The 15,837-nt window shown below is 62.1% G+C and carries 9 protein-coding genes; 6 read left to right on the top strand and 3 right to left on the bottom strand.

Annotated features, from left to right (window positions below; translation table 11 throughout):
* Positions 1-94: 94 nt before the first annotated feature.
* A complete protein-coding gene (gene aceE / locus SCL_RS03915; RefSeq protein ID WP_096360012.1) occupies positions 95-2,773 on the bottom strand; it encodes a pyruvate dehydrogenase (acetyl-transferring), homodimeric type in 2,679 nt (892 codons plus the stop codon).
* Positions 2,774-3,069: 296 nt separating this feature from the next.
* On the opposite strand from aceE, the gene SCL_RS03910 reads away from it, so the two are divergent.
* Positions 3,070-4,557 carry a M17 family metallopeptidase gene (locus SCL_RS03910; protein ID WP_096360011.1) on the top strand — a complete coding sequence of 496 codons (1,488 nt, stop codon included), beginning with the start codon at positions 3,070-3,072 and terminating at the stop codon, positions 4,555-4,557.
* Positions 4,558-5,248: 691 nt separating this feature from the next.
* On the opposite strand, the gene SCL_RS03905 is transcribed toward SCL_RS03910, so the two are convergent.
* Positions 5,249-7,060, bottom strand: coding sequence for a CHASE2 domain-containing protein (locus SCL_RS03905; protein WP_096360010.1), 1,812 nt, complete (start codon positions 7,058-7,060; stop codon positions 5,249-5,251).
* A gap of 291 nt (positions 7,061-7,351) precedes the next feature.
* Here SCL_RS03905 and SCL_RS03900 point away from each other — a divergent pair, with 291 nt between their 5' ends.
* The 4 genes from SCL_RS03900 to SCL_RS03885 all read left to right on the top strand — a co-directional run bounded on the left by SCL_RS03900 (position 7,352) and on the right by SCL_RS03885 (position 11,269).
* Positions 7,352-7,846: a urate hydroxylase PuuD gene (locus tag SCL_RS03900; protein WP_096360009.1), complete on the top strand. Its 495-nt coding sequence runs from the start codon at positions 7,352-7,354 to the stop codon at positions 7,844-7,846.
* A gap of 145 nt (positions 7,847-7,991) precedes the next feature.
* Positions 7,992-9,170, top strand: a complete 1,179-nt coding sequence (locus SCL_RS03895) for an aspartate aminotransferase family protein (protein WP_096360008.1) — start codon at positions 7,992-7,994, stop codon at positions 9,168-9,170.
* Positions 9,167-10,084: an ornithine carbamoyltransferase gene (gene argF / locus SCL_RS03890; protein ID WP_096360007.1), complete on the top strand. Its 918-nt coding sequence runs from the start codon at positions 9,167-9,169 to the stop codon at positions 10,082-10,084. The genes SCL_RS03895 and argF overlap by 4 nt, the downstream gene beginning before the upstream one ends.
* A 102-nt stretch (positions 10,085-10,186) precedes the next feature.
* Positions 10,187-11,269 (top strand): ABC transporter ATP-binding protein, encoded by a 1,083-nt coding sequence (locus tag SCL_RS03885; RefSeq protein ID WP_096360006.1) that lies wholly within the window; start codon positions 10,187-10,189, stop codon positions 11,267-11,269.
* A gap of 29 nt (positions 11,270-11,298) precedes the next feature.
* On the opposite strand, the gene SCL_RS03880 is transcribed toward SCL_RS03885, so the two are convergent.
* Complete coding sequence (locus SCL_RS03880) at positions 11,299-13,158, bottom strand: bifunctional sulfate adenylyltransferase/adenylylsulfate kinase (protein ID WP_096360005.1); 1,860 nt, start codon at positions 13,156-13,158, stop codon at positions 11,299-11,301.
* Between the two features lie 404 nt (positions 13,159-13,562).
* Between SCL_RS03880 and SCL_RS03875 the strand changes: the two genes are divergently transcribed.
* The gene (locus SCL_RS03875) at positions 13,563-15,800 is read left to right on the top strand and encodes an EAL domain-containing protein (RefSeq protein WP_096360004.1); all 2,238 of its coding nucleotides are present in this window, start codon (positions 13,563-13,565) and stop codon (positions 15,798-15,800) included.
* Positions 15,801-15,837 lie beyond the last annotated feature (37 nt).

Below are 15,837 nucleotides of genomic sequence, written 5' to 3'. Positions count from 1 at the left end.
ATTTTCGTATCATCTCTTCACCGCAAAGACGCAAAGAAAACCATATTCACGTAAAAAACTTTGCGCTCTTTGCGCCTTTGCGGTAGATGTTTTATCACACCGTCAGCGGGTTCGGTTTCTCGGGATCGATACCATACTTCTTGATGGCATCAGCCACCTTCTGGCGCTCGATCGCGCCGTCCTCGGCCAGCGCGGCGAGGCTGGCGAGCGTCACCCAGTGGCGGTCGACTTCGAAGAAATAGCGCAACTTATCGCGCGTATCCGAACGCCCGAAGCCGTCGGTGCCGAGCACCGTGTAACGACGCGGCACGAACGGCCGGATCTGCTCGGCGAAGGCGCGCACGTAGTCGGTCGAGGCGATCACCGGGCCCTTCGTGTCCTTGAGACACTCGCCCACATGGCAGGTACGCGGCGGCTTCGCCGGATGCAGCAGGTTCCAGCGCGCGCACTCGTTGCCGTCGCGCGCGAGCTGGGTGAAGCTCGGGCAGCTCCAGATATCGGCCTCCACGCCCCAGTCCTGCTTGAGCAGGTCGGCGGCGGCGATGACCTCGCGCAGGATCGCCCCCGACCCCAGCAGCTGCACGCGCGGTCCATTCCCGGCGCCACCCTGGCGCAGGCGGTACATGCCCTTGAGTATGCCCTTCTCGGCTCCCTCGGGCATCGCCGGATGTTCGTAGTTCTCGTTCAGCACGGAGATGTAGTAATAGATATCCTCCTGCTCCTGGTACATCCGGCGCAGGCCGTCCTGCATGATGACGGCAACTTCATAAGCGAACGTCGGATCATAGGATAGGCAGTTCGGGATCTGGGCCGTCGCAATATGCGAATGCCCGTCCTCGTGCTGCAGGCCCTCGCCGTTCAGGGTGGTGCGGCCCGAGGTGCCGCCGAGCAGGAAGCCGCGCGAGCGCGAGTCGCCGGCGGCCCACCACAGATCGCCGGTGCGCTGGATGCCGAACATCGAGTAGAAGATGAAAAACGGGATCATCTGCGCGCCGTGGGTCGAATACGAGGTCGCCGCCGCGATCCACGAGCACACGGCGCCGGCCTCGTTGATGCCTTCCTGCAGGATCTGGCCGCTCGCGTCCTCCTTGTAGAACATGAGCTGGTCCTTGTCCTGCGGCGTGTACAGCTGGCCCTGCTGCGACCAGATGCCGAGGCTGCGGAACAGGCCTTCCATGCCGAAGGTGCGCGCCTCGTCAGCGACGATGGGCACGATGTGCTTGCCGAGGTTCTTGTCCTTGAGCAACACCCCGAGCAGGCGCACGAAGGCCATGGTCGTGGAGAACTCCCGGCCCTCTCCGGAGGCCTTGAGCAGGCTCTCGAACGCCGACAGCGGCGGCACCTCGAGCGACGCTGCCTTGCGGCGGCGCGTGGGGATGTCGCCGCCGAGCGCGTCGCGGCGGGCGCGCATGTATTTGTACTCCGGCGAGTCTTTGGCCGGCTTGATGTATTCCAGCTTGTCGAGCTGCGCGTCCGTCAGCGGCAGCTTGAAGCGGTCGCGGAACGCCTGCAGCGAGGTCGTGCCCATCTTTTTCTGCTGGTGCGTGATGTTCTGCGCCTCGCCGGCCTCACCCATGCCGTAGCCCTTGATGGTCTTGGCGAGGATCACCGTCGGCTGGCCCTTGTGATGGGTCGCGGCGTGGTAGGCCGCGTACACCTTGTGCGGGTCATGGCCGCCGCGATTGAGCCGCCAGATGTCGTCGTCCGACCAGCTCGCCACCAGCTCCTTCAGCTCCGGGTACTTGCCGAAGAAGTGTTCGCGCACATACGCGCCGTCCTTCGACTTGAAGGTCTGGTAATCGCCGTCCACGCACTCTTCCATGCGCTTGCGCAGCAGCCCCATGCGGTCGCGCGCCAGCAGCGGATCCCAGTAGCTGCCCCAGATGAGCTTGAGCACGTTCCAGCCGTGGCCGCGGAAGCCGGCCTCGAGTTCCTGGATGATCTTGCTGTTGCCCCGCACCGGACCGTCGAGCCGCTGCAGGTTGCAGTTCACCACGAAAATAAGATTATCCAGGTTCTCGCGCCCAGCCATGCCGATGGCACCGAGCGACTCGGGTTCGTCCATCTCGCCGTCGCCGAGGAAGCACCAGACCTTGCGGTCTTCGGTGTTGACGATGCCGCGCGCGTGCAGGTATTTCATGAAGCGCGCCTGGTAGATCGCCTGGATCGGGCCGAGGCCCATGGACACCGTCGGGAACTGCCAGAAATCGGGCATGAGCCAGGGATGCGGGTAAGAGGACAGGCCCTTGCCGTCGACCTCGCGGCGGAAATGGTCCATCTGTTCAGCGGTCAGCTGCCCGAGCATGAAGGCACGCCCGTAGAAACCCGGCGCTGAGTGGCCCTGCATGTAGATCAGGTCGCCGCCGTGCTTTTCGGACGGGGCGCGCCAGAAGTGATTGAAGCCGACGTCATAAAGCGTCGCGGCCGAGGCGTAGCTCGCGATATGCCCGCCGAGATTGGAATCGCCCTTGTTGGCCTTGAGCACCATCGCCACGGCGTTCCAGCGCACGAACGAGCGGATGCGGTCCTCGAGCGCGTGGTCGCCGGGCGAACGGACTTCCTGGTCGGGGGGAATCGTGTTGATGTAGGCGGTGTTGGCCGCGTACGGCACGTTGATGCCCGCGGCGCGCGCGAGCTCGATCTGCTTCTCGATCAGGTAATGCGCGCGCTCCGGGCCTTCCTGCTGGATGATGGCCGACAGCGCATCGAGCCATTCCTGGGTCTCCTGGGCGTCGACGTCGGTCTTCGGGGGTATCGGGGTCACAGCGGCCATGGTCTCGCACTCCTCAAATTAACTCTCCCTTCTGCGGATAATCCGGACGGGCATACTCGGGCCGGGGACTGTGTCCGGTCGTGTTTTACGGCCGGGTGGCGGCAGCGGGCAAAACAGGGCTTCCGTTCTTACCATGCGTCATACGTTTTCGGCCGGTCCCAATTCCACCGGCGCAACCGTATCATCTCCTTTTTGCGCGCGGTATGATCGTTTTTTTAGTCAAACAGGTCAAGACAAACAGCGTTTTAGGCCCAGTTTCGATTCCGATTTGACAAAAATTTTCGCGCGAGGCACCGATGCAGTTCGAAATTCCGAAGATCAAGCAAGAAGCCGGTGGTTTAACGGAAAAAGCGCTCGATATCCACGCAAATGCCATTTTTCTGGTACCGGTGCAGGATTTCGATGCGAACGTGCTGCCATTCGGCAAGGAAATCGCCAAACGTCTCAAACGCGCCGGACACAAGCTCGACAGCGACAAACCTTTCGTCACCGATCTGCCCAATCCGAACGCCACCCGCATCGCTCTGGCCGGGATCGATCCGGCATCCAGCGCCTTCGAGCGGCTGACGCTGGCGCGCCGGCTCGTCGCCGCGCACAAGGGCCAGAAACCGCAACAGATCGCGGTCGCCTGCTTCGGGCTCAAGCCGAATGAAGCCGGGCGCGCCTGCGAGGCGGTGCTGGCGGCCCTGCTCGCCGCCGATTTCCCGATGCCGGATTACAAGAGCAAACCGGACAAGCCGTCCCGGCTGAGCGAGATACATATATATGGTCACGCCTCCGTCGACGGTTATGCCCGCACCATCGCGGAAGCCAGAGGCAACAACCTCGCGCGCTGGCTCACCGCCTTGCCGCCGAACGAACTGACGCCAGGAAATTATCGCCGGCGCATTGAGAAACTCGCGCGCGAGCAAGGATGGAAAGCCGAATTTCTCGATATCAAAAAACTCAAGGCGCGCGGCGCCGGCGCTTTCCTCGCCGTGGCCCAGGGCAGCCCGGAACCGGATGCCGGCATCCTGCATCTGCGCTACACGCCGAAAAAGCCATCATCCAAAGCCACGCTCGCGCTGGTCGGCAAGGGCATCTGCTTCGACACCGGCGGCACCAACCTGAAACCGGCCAAGTACATGCACGGCATGCACGAAGACATGGAGGGCAGCGCCGTGGCGCTCGGCACGCTGCTGGCGCTCACCGAATTGAAAGCGGATTTTTCAATAGACTGCTGGCTGGCGCTGGCACAGAACCACATCGGGCCGAAGGCCTACAAGCAGAATGACGTAGTGAAGGCCGCCAATGGCAAGACGATTGAAATTATCCACACCGACGCCGAAGGCCGCATGGTTCTGGCTGACACGCTTTATTTCGCCTCGCGCGAGAAACCGAAACTGATCGTCGATTACGCCACGCTCACCGGCGCCTGCGTCGGCGCGCTCAGCACGCGCATGAGCGGCACGCTCACCAACCGCGAAAAACTGGTTCCGGTTTTAATTGAAGCCGGCACCGCCTCCGGCGAACGCGTCTGGCCGTTCCCGCTGCCGAAGGACTACGAAGACGCGCTCAAGAGCGACATCGCCGACATCAAGCAGTGCACGCTCGACAACGACGCCGACCATATCCTCGCCGCGACGTTCCTGAAAAAGTTTTTAGTGAATGATCCCGACTGGGTACACGTGGATTTGTCGGCGGGGAATCACAAGGGCGGGTTGGCGCATATCCCAACAGATACGACGGGGTTTGGGGTGAGGTTTACCTTGAATTTATTGATGGATCAGAAGGTCCTGAGTTAATTTTTTTCGTCATTCCCGCGGAAGCTCTCAGTTGTCATTCCCGCGGAAGCGGGAATCCAGATAGTAAAACTCGAGCGGGCTTCGCCCGCGTTATTTGAATCTGGGATGCTCCGCCCCCGACCCAGGGTGACTTTCTTTGCTCGTGCAAAGAAAGTCACCAAAGAAACACGTGGCCCCGGAGCGCACGCCGGCTGCGCCGGTTCCCTCCGTTCCTCGCCCCACCGGGCGCTCGCCAACTCGTCGGCCGCAAACAACGCGGCTCGACTCAAACAGGGGCTTGCTTAAAAACTCCCGGTGGGGCTGCGGTACTCGGCGCGCGCTACGGGGCCTAAAAAACCTACTCGTAGAAACTCCCAAGAATCCGGTGAGATGGGTAGCTCACCTCCCCGTATGGCGCGCCCGAGCATCGCAGCCCGAATCGGGGTAGTCACGTGCCTCGTGGTCGAGCCCGGGGCGCGTTGTATGCGCCCGGCGAGTTGAGGCGCGTGCCGATTCGGGCGAGAAGCACAGGGGGCAGTCGCGCCATCCGGGCGCGCTTTCTTTTGGGTACTTTTCTTTGCGCGAGCAAAGAAAAGTACCTCGCCGGCGGTGCGAGAACCGCAATTATTGTTTTTGAGTCGCGCGCAATGCGCGCGAACCATTTACTGCCTGGATTCCCGCTTTCGCGGGAATGACGAAAACGAAGAAGAAACTAAAACTTCAACCCCGCCTTCTCCAATTCCTCCGAAACCTTCAAACCCTCCGCTGTCCGGCAGGATTCGATAAATTCCTTCGTCGTGACGACGCGGACAACACCGCTGCTCCTGGCAGACTCCACTTTTACCGCCAGCGCGAACAATTTCGCCATACCCTCCTCGCCTTTCAGGCGCCAGGTTTCCTCCGCATCCACGGTGAAGGAAAACCCGTGCACCTGCCAGGTCGCGATGGGTCCGTCCTTCGAGGCGCGGCGCGCGGATTTTCTGATCGCCGGCAAGGAACGTTCCATCACGGCGATCACGTCCTGCAGCGCCTCCTGGGACTTTTCCTCGGGTACCAGCCAGCAGAACACGGCGGTGTCGCGGAAGAAGGCATGCAACAGCGGCATATCCTTGAAGAACGGTGAGGTGACGAGGCCGTAACGCGACAAGCCGACCTGTTTCTTGATCGAGGCGCCGAGCGCGAGAGGGGCGCGATGGTTCCTGAGATGGATATGGCACTGCACCAGGATCACGCGGCAGGCGTTGCCTTCATCGAGTGCCGTGGAGAAAAACGGCTGGCCGCTGCGGCGGAAACCGGAAAACATGCTGTTGATGCGCGCCACGGCGAAATACGCCAGGCTGAATGTGAACGGCGCGGTAAGGTCGATGAAGATAGCGGAAAAATTGAGCGTCAGATACGACACCGCGAGAAAACCGGATTGCAGGACGGTGAAAGCCAGGTTCACCACGCGCTGGTCGATGTTGTACACGAACGCGAGGGTTAGCAACGCGAGTGACGCCAGCGTGACGAGAATATCGACCCACGTCGGCAACACAGTGAGGAAGTCGCGATTTTTCAGATTGTCGATCGCCGTTGCCAGGATTTCCACGCCCGGGTGTGTCTTGGCCACCGGCGTCGTCTTCAGGTCGAACAGCGACGGCGCGGTCGAGCCGATGATGACGATCTTGCCGGCGAACTCGTCCGCCGGGCGGGTCTTTTGGCTCTTTTGCAGATCGAGATAAACCTCGTGGAACGACACACGCCGGTAGGACGGCGGCTTGCCGCGCCAGTTGAGCAGGATCTCGTCCTGGTCCGGCAGCGTCGCGCCCACGGCCGCCGCCACGCTGGCCGGCAGCGAGCCGACGCGCCAGCCGTACTCGTCGGCATAAACATCATAAGTCCGGGCCATGCCGTCTTCATCGGTGTAGATGTTGTTGGTGCCGAGACGATGATCCGTCAGCACATCGAAGAAGAACGGCAGAATCACCGCAAGGGTGGCGGTCTCGGATGCTGCCGGATCGAGTTTCGACACGCCGGGCAACTGCATGACGCGCAATTGGCTGCGCGAATCATTTTCCTCGGTCAGGCGGATCATCGGGAAAAACGTGTTGGGCGTGGCAGCGATCACGTCGCGGAAATATTTGTCGCCGGCCACGTTGAACACGTCCGGGTCGCTGAAGGTGATGTCGAACACGACCGCTTTCGGTTGCTGCGGCGCGATGCCCTCCACCAGCTCGCCCATGATGTTGCGCGGCCACGGCCAGCGGCCGTATTCCGGCGCCATCGCCGCCAGCGCGGACTCGTCGATGTCCACGATGACGATATCCGGGTCGGCCGCGGGATGCTGGAAGCGCGTTTTCATGATCAGGTCGTAGGCCTTGTTCTTCATCCCGGCCGTCGAACCGCTGGCGATGGCGAAAATGGCCGCGGCCGCGACCACGACCGCGAGGCCGATGTAGAACCGGTTGCCGAGGTGGATCGAAAGCGATGACAGCGGGCGCAGAAACAGACGCGCGATACGCTGAAGCGGATTTTTGGCTGGCATGCGTAAAACGTCCCTGTCAGAACGGCCTTATCATACTGAATCACGCCAAATCAGGACGCTTGAATTAGTCCGGTAGCTGCTTTACCCTAGCGCCCCACGAAAGCAGTCAACAATTCCAAGCCCATTCCGAAAGAGAGGAAGAACCCATGAAAACTCCGCTGGATTCCATTGTCGGCACGCTCATCAGCGGTCTGATCCTGACCGTAATCCTGTATTTCTTCGTCGTCAATTTCCTGGTCAAGACCGCGGTCTGAACATTCATCGTCATTCAACAATTTACGGGAGAAAAAAATGGAACTGACTATCGTCCGCTGGTTGCACATCTTCGCCGGCATTATCTGGATCGGCCTTCTTTATTACTTCAATTTCGTCCAGGCCGTGGCCCTGCCCAAGGCCAAGGCCGATAACACCGCCGCCGGCATCACCAAGCACGTCGCCCCGCAGGCGCTGCTGTGGTTCCGCTGGGCCGCGCTCACGACCTGGCTCCTCGGCGCCTATTACCTCGAACGCTCCGGCGTCGGCCTCGGCAACGCCTTCATGCTGAAGGGCGCGGCCGCCTCCATCGGCGTCGGCGCCTGGCTCGGCACCATCATGCTCTTCAACGTCTGGGTGCTGATCTGGCCCAATCAGAAAAAGGTGCTGGGCCTGGTCCAGGCCGATGACGCTACCAAGGCCAAGGCCGCGCGCGTCGCCTTCCTGGCCTCGCGCACCAACACCATGCTGTCCCTCCCCATGCTGTTCTTCATGGTCGCGGGCAGCGTGGGCCACGGCCTGCCGCATATGTAACAAATCAGGCGTAATTGCTGACCGAGGCCCGGCATTGCCCGGGCCTCGTGCTTTTGGCCCTTGCGTTCTTGCCCGCAGGGGGTAGAATTTTTGCTTTAAGTGGCGCCCGCAAGGCGCCTTTGTCTTTTTAGGGCACCAAAAAAACATGTCTTCGCACCAGATGCCTCTTTTTGCCAGCCTGCCCGTGGCCTTCACACATGGTGAGGGCGCATGGCTGTGGGATACACAAGGCAGGAAATACCTCGATGCGCTGGCAGGCATCGCCGTGTGCGGCCTCGGGCACGCGCACCCGGCCGTGACCGCGGCGCTGTGCGACCAGGCAGGCAAGCTGCTGCACACCTCGAACTGGTATCAAATCCCGTTGCAGGAAAAACTGGCCGAGCGTCTGTGCAAACTGGCAGGCATGGACAATGCCTTCTTCTGCAATTCCGGTGCGGAAGCCAACGAAGCCGCGATCAAGCTGGCGCGGCTTTACGGCCATCAGCGCGACATCCTGACACCCGGCATCATCGTCACCGAGGGCAGTTTTCACGGCCGCACGCTCGCCACCCTCTCCGCCTCCGGCAATCGCAAAATTCAGTCCGGCTTCGAGCCGCTGGTACAGGGCTTCTATCGCGTACCGTATAACGATCTCGAAGCTGTCCGACAAGTCGGTGAACGCAGCAAGGAGATCGTCGCGGTGCTGGTCGAACCCATCACTGGCGAAGGCGGTATATCCGTCCCCGACGCGGGCTATCTGAAAGGCCTGCGTAAAATCTGCGACGAGCGCGGCTGGCTGCTGATGCTCGATGAAATCCAGACCGGCATGTGCCGCACCGGCAAATGGTTCGCCTGCCAGCACGAAGGCGTGGTGCCGGATGTCATGACCCTGGCCAAGGGGCTTGGCAACGGCGTGCCGATCGGCGCCTGTCTCGCGCACGGCAAGGCAGCCCAGGTGTTCAAGCCTGGCAGCCACGGTTCGACCTTCAGCGGCAACCCGCTGGTCTGCCGCGTGGCGCTCACCGTCATCGATGAGCTGGAGAAAGGCAAGTTCGCCGATCGCTCCGCCAAACTTGGTGAACGGCTGCTTGCCAAACTCAGGGAAAAACTCGGCAAGGTCTCCGGCGTCAAGGAAATACGCGGACGCGGGCTCATGCTCGCCGTCGAACTCGACCGGCCGTGCAAGGAACTCTTGCAACGCGCGCTGGAAAGCGGGATTCTGATCAACGTTACGGCGGAAAACGTCATACGCCTGCTGCCGCCGCTCATCTTCACCGACAACGAAGCCGATATGCTGGTCGATAAACTCGACGAGGTAGTACGCGCTTTTTTAAGCGGAACATGAAATCGCGTCATTTCCTCACATTGCCGGACCTGACACCCGCGGAACTCAAGCGGGTGCTGGCGCGCGCCGTGGAAATGAAATCCATGCTCAAGCGCGGCGAACGGCACACGCCGCTGACCGGCAGGACCATGGCGATGATCTTCGAGAAATCCTCCACACGCACGCGCGTGTCGTTCCAGGTCGGCATGGCGCAACTGGGCGGCACGAGCCTGTTTCTCTCGCCACGTGACACCCATCTCGACCGCGGCGAGCCGGCGGAAGACACCGCGCGCGTGCTGTCACGCATGGTGGACATCATCGTGATTCGCGCCAATTCGCACGCTATGGTCGAACGCTTCGCAACACACTCGCAGGTGCCCGTCATTAATGCATTGACCGATCTCGATCACCCTTGTCAGTTGCTCGCCGATATCCAGACCTGGATTGAAAAGCGCGGCGACATCGCCGACAGGAAGGTCGCCTGGATCGGCGACGGCAACAATGTCTGTCATTCCTGGATCAGCGCTGCACGCATGCTGGGGTTCAAGCTCGATATCGCCACGCCCAAAGGCTACGAACCGAAGGCCGAGATCGTCGCAGCCAGCGGCGATTGCGTCACGTTGCACCACGACCCGAAACAGGCCGCGCGCGGCGCGGACATCGTCGTCACCGACACCTGGGCCAGCATGGGACAGGAGCACGAAAAGGCGGAGCGCATCAAGGCCTTCGCCGGCTTCATGGTGGACGGCGCGCTCATGAAACTGGCAAACCGGGATGCCGTCTTCATGCACTGCCTGCCGGCCTACCGCGGCATGGAGGTGGCGGCCGAGGTCATCGACGGACCGCAAAGCGTTGTCTGGGACGAGGCCGAAAACCGCCTGCATGCCCAGAAGGCCCTGCTCGAATTCCTGCTGGCGGGAAAAGAACGAAAATAGACAGGATTCACAGGATTAACAGGATTATTGATATACAAAACATAAAAACTGTCTTATTTTTAATCCTGTAAATCCTGTTAATCCTGTCCATTAAATCTTTCCGTGAACGAAATACTCGCGCTCAATGACATCGTATGCCGCTACGACGGCCGTCTCGCGGTGGACGGACTGTCGCTGCATGTCACCGCCGGCAGCATCGCCTGCCTGCTGGGACCGAGCGGCTGCGGCAAGACCACCGTGTTGCGCGCCATCGCCGGTTTTCACCCCCTGAGCGCGGGCAACATCTGGATCAATGGCAGCGCCGTGTCCCAACCGGGCTTCACCCTGCCGCCGGAGAAACGCCGCCTCGGCATGGTGTTCCAGGATCACGCCCTGTTTCCGCACCTCGACGTCGCCGGCAATGTCGGCTTCGGCCTGCGCGGAATCACCGGCGCCCGCAGGCAAAAACTCGTCGATGAAATGCTCGAGGTCGTGGGTCTCGGCGGCATGGGCGGGCGCTACCCGCACGAGCTCTCCGGCGGACAGCAGCAGCGCGTGGCGCTGGCGCGGGCGCTGGCGCCGCAGCCCGATCTCATCCTGCTCGACGAGCCGTTTTCCAACCTCGACGTCGAGCTGCGCGAACGCCTTTCGGGCGAGGTGCGCGAGATTCTCAGGCAGCGCGGCGCCACCGGCGTGCTGGTGACGCATGACCAGCACGAAGCCTTCGCGCTCGGCGATGTCGTCGGCGTTATGCGCGAGGGCAAGCTGTTGCAGTGGGACACGCCCTACAACCTGTATCACGAGCCGGCTGACCGCTTTGTCGCCGATTTCATCGGGCAGGGCGTGTTCCTGCGCGGTACCCTGCTCACGCCCGAGACGATCGAAACCGAGATCGGCGTGCACAGGGGCGATCGCGCCTACGACTGGGGACGGGGAGCGCCGCTCGAGCTGCTGTTGCGGCCGGATGACATCGTGCCGGACCCGGAGAGTACGCTCCGGGCCAAGGTGGCGCAGAAGGCCTTTCGCGGTGCGGAGATCCTTTATACCTTGCGCCTGCCCAGCGGCGGCCGGCTGCTGGCGTTGTTTCCGAGTCACGCCGATCACGCGATCGGCGAGCTCGTCGGCATCCGCGTGCAGGCCGATCATCTCGTGGCCTTCCCGCTCGCCGCGGGCCATTCAGCCGGCGCGGCTCGCGTCGCGAACTAGCCGCGCTCAACCCGCACGGCGGGCGTTAATTACTTATAGAGCCGCTTCCCGGCACCGGGAGACGACGCGCCGTCGCCGGAGGACAAAGTCTGCGGCAAGCTGCCGGCGTCCGACGTCCAGAGCGTGATCGGTTCGTGTTTGATCTTGTGCGTCTCCGCCTCCATCGTGCTCCCGCGGCCCAGATACCCCTGCGCCGTGAGATACGCCAGGATCTTGTCCGCCGCTTCGCCGGCCGATTGCAGCGAAGTATCCACCACGATCTCGGGGTTGACCGGCGTCTCGTAGGGATCGGACACGCCGGTGAATTGCTTGATCAGGCCGGCGCGCGCCCGCGCGTACAGACCCTTGCGGTCGCGTGTCTCGCAGGTGGTCAGCGGCGTGGCCACGTAAATCTCGATGAAATCACCGTCCTCCTCGACCATGGCGCGCACCTGGGCACGCGTGTTGGCATAGGGCGCGATGGGCGCGCAGATGGCGATGCCGCCATGACGCGTGATCAGGCTCGCCATGTAGCCCTGGCGCAGCACGTTCATGTCGCGGTGTTCGCGCGAGAAGCCAAGCTCGGAGGAAATATTCTTGCGCACAATGTCGCCGTCGAGCAGCGTGACCGGACGCGCCTCCTGCTCCTTGAGCCGCGCATACAGCACCTGCGCCAGCGTGGATTTGCCCGCGCCCGACAGGCCGGTGAAAAACAGCGTGAAACCATGGCGCAGCGTCTTGCGCCATTCCTCCAGCACCGTCGGGTAGGAAAACCAGTGCGCGACCTCGGCATGCTGTTCATGCGACGTTTCACGGATCCGGCCTTTCATGCGCCGGCTCGCGCCGCGCGGTGACAGCAGTTTTTCCGGCTGGTCTTCTTCCAGCACCAGATTGCGGAACGGCACCACCTCGATGCCGATCTCCTGCGCATGCCAGGTCACGGAGTCCAGAGCGTGGTACCGCCCATACAGCGGATCGCCGGTGGCGCCCTCACCCTGGTCGTCGTAATCGTGCTCCACGATGAAATGCGAGCAGCCGAAATTCTTGTGCAGAATCGCATGCCACAAGGCGGAGCGCGCGCCGCTATGGCGCGGTGACAGCTCCAGCAGATTCAGTTGCGCGACCTGAGCGGAGTAATGATCGAGCGCCGCGCGCAGGGCGCGCACGCGCGAGAAATGATCGGCGTCGTTCAGCCCCCGGCGGCCGATGGCTGCCTGGATCAGCAACACGGCGTCATGCAGGTAGGCGGTGCGCTTGGTGAATTCCACGTGCGCACGATGCATGAGATGACGCGGGTGATAGCCGACCACGCGCGTGGCGCCGCGTCGCGCCAGTTGCGCGCGCACCTCCGCCGGGGTCCGGCGCAGCGGACCGAAGTCATGATGCAGCGGCAGTTCCACGACCTCGAGCTTGCCGGTGACACAGGCCTCGCCGCCCGCATTGAGCAGCTGATTAGCCGCCGCGTGCGTGAAGGAACGCGTGCCATAGAGACACTGCGCTTCCGCGCCCCGGTCCGGTTGCCAGATTTCCGCCACCGTGAGCACCGCCATGAGCGTGCCCTCGGCGTCGCGCAGGGCGATCGGCCGCCCCGGCGCAATGCTTTCGGCGAATTTCAGCGACACGTCCAGCGTCACCGGCACCGGCCAGAGCCGGCCGTCGGCGAGGCGCATACCCGCGCATACGGCCTCGTAATCGGCTTGGCCCATGAAGGACGTCAGCGGCGATAATACCCCCGTCGCCAGCATTTCCAGGTCGGCGAGTTGCCGTGGAGAAAGATCGAGCGAGGCCAGATCGCGCGAAGCCGCCTTGAGCTCGGCGGCACGGCCAGGATCAACCAGCAGATTGACCAGTGTCCCGCCGTAAGGTTGATTCAGTTCCCTGGCTGCTCCCAAACGATGTGCGCCGCTCATGGTATGCCCCTTGTCGCTTCCCGCCTTTCCACGTGATTGGCGTGCCGGTACACGGGCGCGCCTTCCTATTGCAGGGCGATTGCGGCATTCATGCGGCATTCCCCGGGTGGTTTACCCGTCCCTGGGCAAAACCCGCTGTTTCAGGGCGATTGCTTGCGCAACCCCACCGCAGGGCAAGCCTATACAGGGTTTGCCGGATCACAATCCGACAGCGTGACGTGTTCGATAAATGGCATATTCTGCTGGATCGAGGGACATCCAGACCCAAAGGCAAGAAAATGCCCTCTGGAACGATTTTTGCTGCCATACTTGAATTCCGGTCTGTCCGCACTTCCCGTGGTTTACCGCCTGAAAACGGGTTTACAGGGCGTTTTTGCTAAAATAGTCTTGAGATAGAGGGATTTGTGGAAAAAAAGATATTACGCCTGCTGATCGTTGACGACTCACCGGATGACGCCGAGCTGGCCGTAGCCTCGCTGCGCAAGGCCGGTTTCATGCTCAAGAATCAGCGCGTTCAGGACCTCGCCTCCATGCAGACGGCGCTCGACAAGGGAACCTGGGACGTGGTGCTGTCGGAATACACGCTCCCGCATTTCGGCGCGCAACTGGCGCTTGATCTGGTGAAGCGCGCGCATCTCGACATACCCTTCCTCGTGGTCACCCGCAACATCCGCGATCCGGACCTGGTCAAGATCATGCGCAACGGCGCGCACGACGTGGTGCTGAAAAGCCAGTCGGCGCGTCTCGCGCCCGCCGTCGAGCGCGAGCTGCACGTGGCCGAGGAACGCCGGAAATACCAGAAGATGTCGCTGACACTGAACGAGGTGGAGAACAAAAACCGCGCCATCATCGAAGGCTCGCGCGAGGCCATCTGTTACTGCCAGGATGGCATGCACATCGACGCCAACAAGACCTACCTCGATATGTTCGGCTACGAGGATTTGACCGAACTCGAAGGCGTCCCCCTGATGAACCTGGTCGCCAAATCCGATCACGTGCGTTTCAAGGATTTTCTGCGCAAGATCAACTCGCCGAATCCACCCGAGCCGCAGGAATTCCTGGCGGCAAAAAAGGATGGGCAGCATTTTCACGCGGAGCTGGCGATTTCGCCGATCGTGCTCAACGGCGAAAACTGCACACAGTGCGTCGTCATCGACGTGTCCAAGCGCAAGGCCGTCGAGAACCGCCTGCAATACCTGAACCAGCATGATCCGCTCACCGGGCTTTTCAACCGCCATCACTTCACCCAGGAGCTGACCCGGACGCTGGAGAAGGCGAAACAGGACGGCAGCCAGAGCGCCCTGCTCTATCTCGATCTCAACGAGCTCAAGGAAATCAACGACAGCCTCGGCCACGCCGCCGGCGACCGCCTGCTGCTCAAGATCGCGCGCCTGTTCCGGGACAAGCTCGGTGATTCGACGATTCTGGCGCGCTTCAGCGGCGACGAGTTCACCGCGCTGCTGCACGATATGAGCGAGAGCCAGATCAAGGAATCCGTGGCCGCGCTGCTCGCCTCGCTCAAGGACACCACCTTCAGCGAGGGTGGCAAAACCTTCCGCTGCGACGGCACCATCGGCGTGGTGGTGATCGACAAACACTGTGAAAGCGCGCAGGCGGTGCTGAACAAGGCGTATCAGACCTGCCAGGGCAGCCGGCCGTCCCGACCGGCGCCTGTGGTGGTCGCGCCTGCCCCGGAGCCGGTACCGATACCAGCCCCGGCTTCCAGACCGGTGCCAGTGACCGAGGCGCCCGCCGCGGCGGAGGTACCGGCGCTGGCGCCGATTCCCACCCTGACCGAAATTCGCCGGCCGGCGCCGTCCGTGTCCATGAACGCCGAACAGGACTGGGAGGGACGACTCAAAACCGCGCTGGAGAAAGACGGCTTCCAGCTCGCCTATCAGCCCACCGTCAATCTCCACGGCGACCCGGCGGAGTATTTCGAAGTGCTGTTGCGACTCGCGGGGCGCAATGGCGAACTGATCCATGCCGGCGAATTCATGCCCGCCGCGGAACAACTGGGATTGCTGACGACTATCGATCACTGGGTCATCCGCCAGTCAGTGCAATCGCTCGCCGCGCTGCATCGTGACGGCCGCAAGGCCAGCTTCTTCGTGAATCTGAGCCCGGTATCACTGGGCGATCCCGAATTGCTCACCATGCTCCAGAAGGAGATCACCGCCGCGCGCCTCAAACCGAAATATCTGGTGCTCGAGGCCGACGAATCGGCGGTCATGGAGAACCCGTCGGACGCGGCCATGTTCATGCAGGCCGTCAAGCGGATCGGCTGCCGCTTCGCGGTCGACAATTTCGGCAACAACCTGAGCACGCTCAATCGCCTGCGCGAAATGCCGGTGGATTTTCTCAAGATATCGGGGTCGCTGATCCGCAACCTGTCGACCGATGTGCTGACCCGCACCTCGCTCAAGGCCATCATCGATCTGGCCAAGTCCATGAACAAGCAGACCATCGCCAAGTTCGTCGAGAAAGCCGATGATCTCGGGGTGTTGTGGAACCTCGGCTTCGATTACGTGCAGGGCAACTACTTCCAGCAGGCGGACGCCCACACCGATTACACCTTCGCCGACGAAGCCACGCTCGCCTCCGACACCGGCACGCCCAACTGGGCGAATTCCCGCCGCTGAATTCCGCGTTTTATCATCAGCGCGCCCGGTATCCGGG

The organism is Sulfuricaulis limicola, from assembly GCF_002355735.1.
In the GTDB taxonomy this organism is placed as follows: domain Bacteria; phylum Pseudomonadota; class Gammaproteobacteria; order Acidiferrobacterales; family Sulfurifustaceae; genus Sulfuricaulis; species Sulfuricaulis limicola.
This window is presented reverse-complemented; position numbering and strand designations above follow the sequence as displayed.

Coding starts and splice junctions, on each gene's coding strand:
- aceE (WP_096360012.1), bottom strand. CDS start 2,773: ATGGCCGCTGTGACCCCGATACCCCCGAAGACCGACGTCGACGCCCAG.
- SCL_RS03910 (WP_096360011.1), top strand. CDS start 3,070: ATGCAGTTCGAAATTCCGAAGATCAAGCAAGAAGCCGGTGGTTTAACG.
- SCL_RS03905 (WP_096360010.1), bottom strand. CDS start 7,060: ATGCCAGCCAAAAATCCGCTTCAGCGTATCGCGCGTCTGTTTCTGCGC.
- SCL_RS03900 (WP_096360009.1), top strand. CDS start 7,352: ATGGAACTGACTATCGTCCGCTGGTTGCACATCTTCGCCGGCATTATC.
- SCL_RS03895 (WP_096360008.1), top strand. CDS start 7,992: ATGTCTTCGCACCAGATGCCTCTTTTTGCCAGCCTGCCCGTGGCCTTC.
- argF (WP_096360007.1), top strand. CDS start 9,167: ATGAAATCGCGTCATTTCCTCACATTGCCGGACCTGACACCCGCGGAA.
- SCL_RS03880 (WP_096360005.1), bottom strand. CDS start 13,158: ATGAGCGGCGCACATCGTTTGGGAGCAGCCAGGGAACTGAATCAACCT.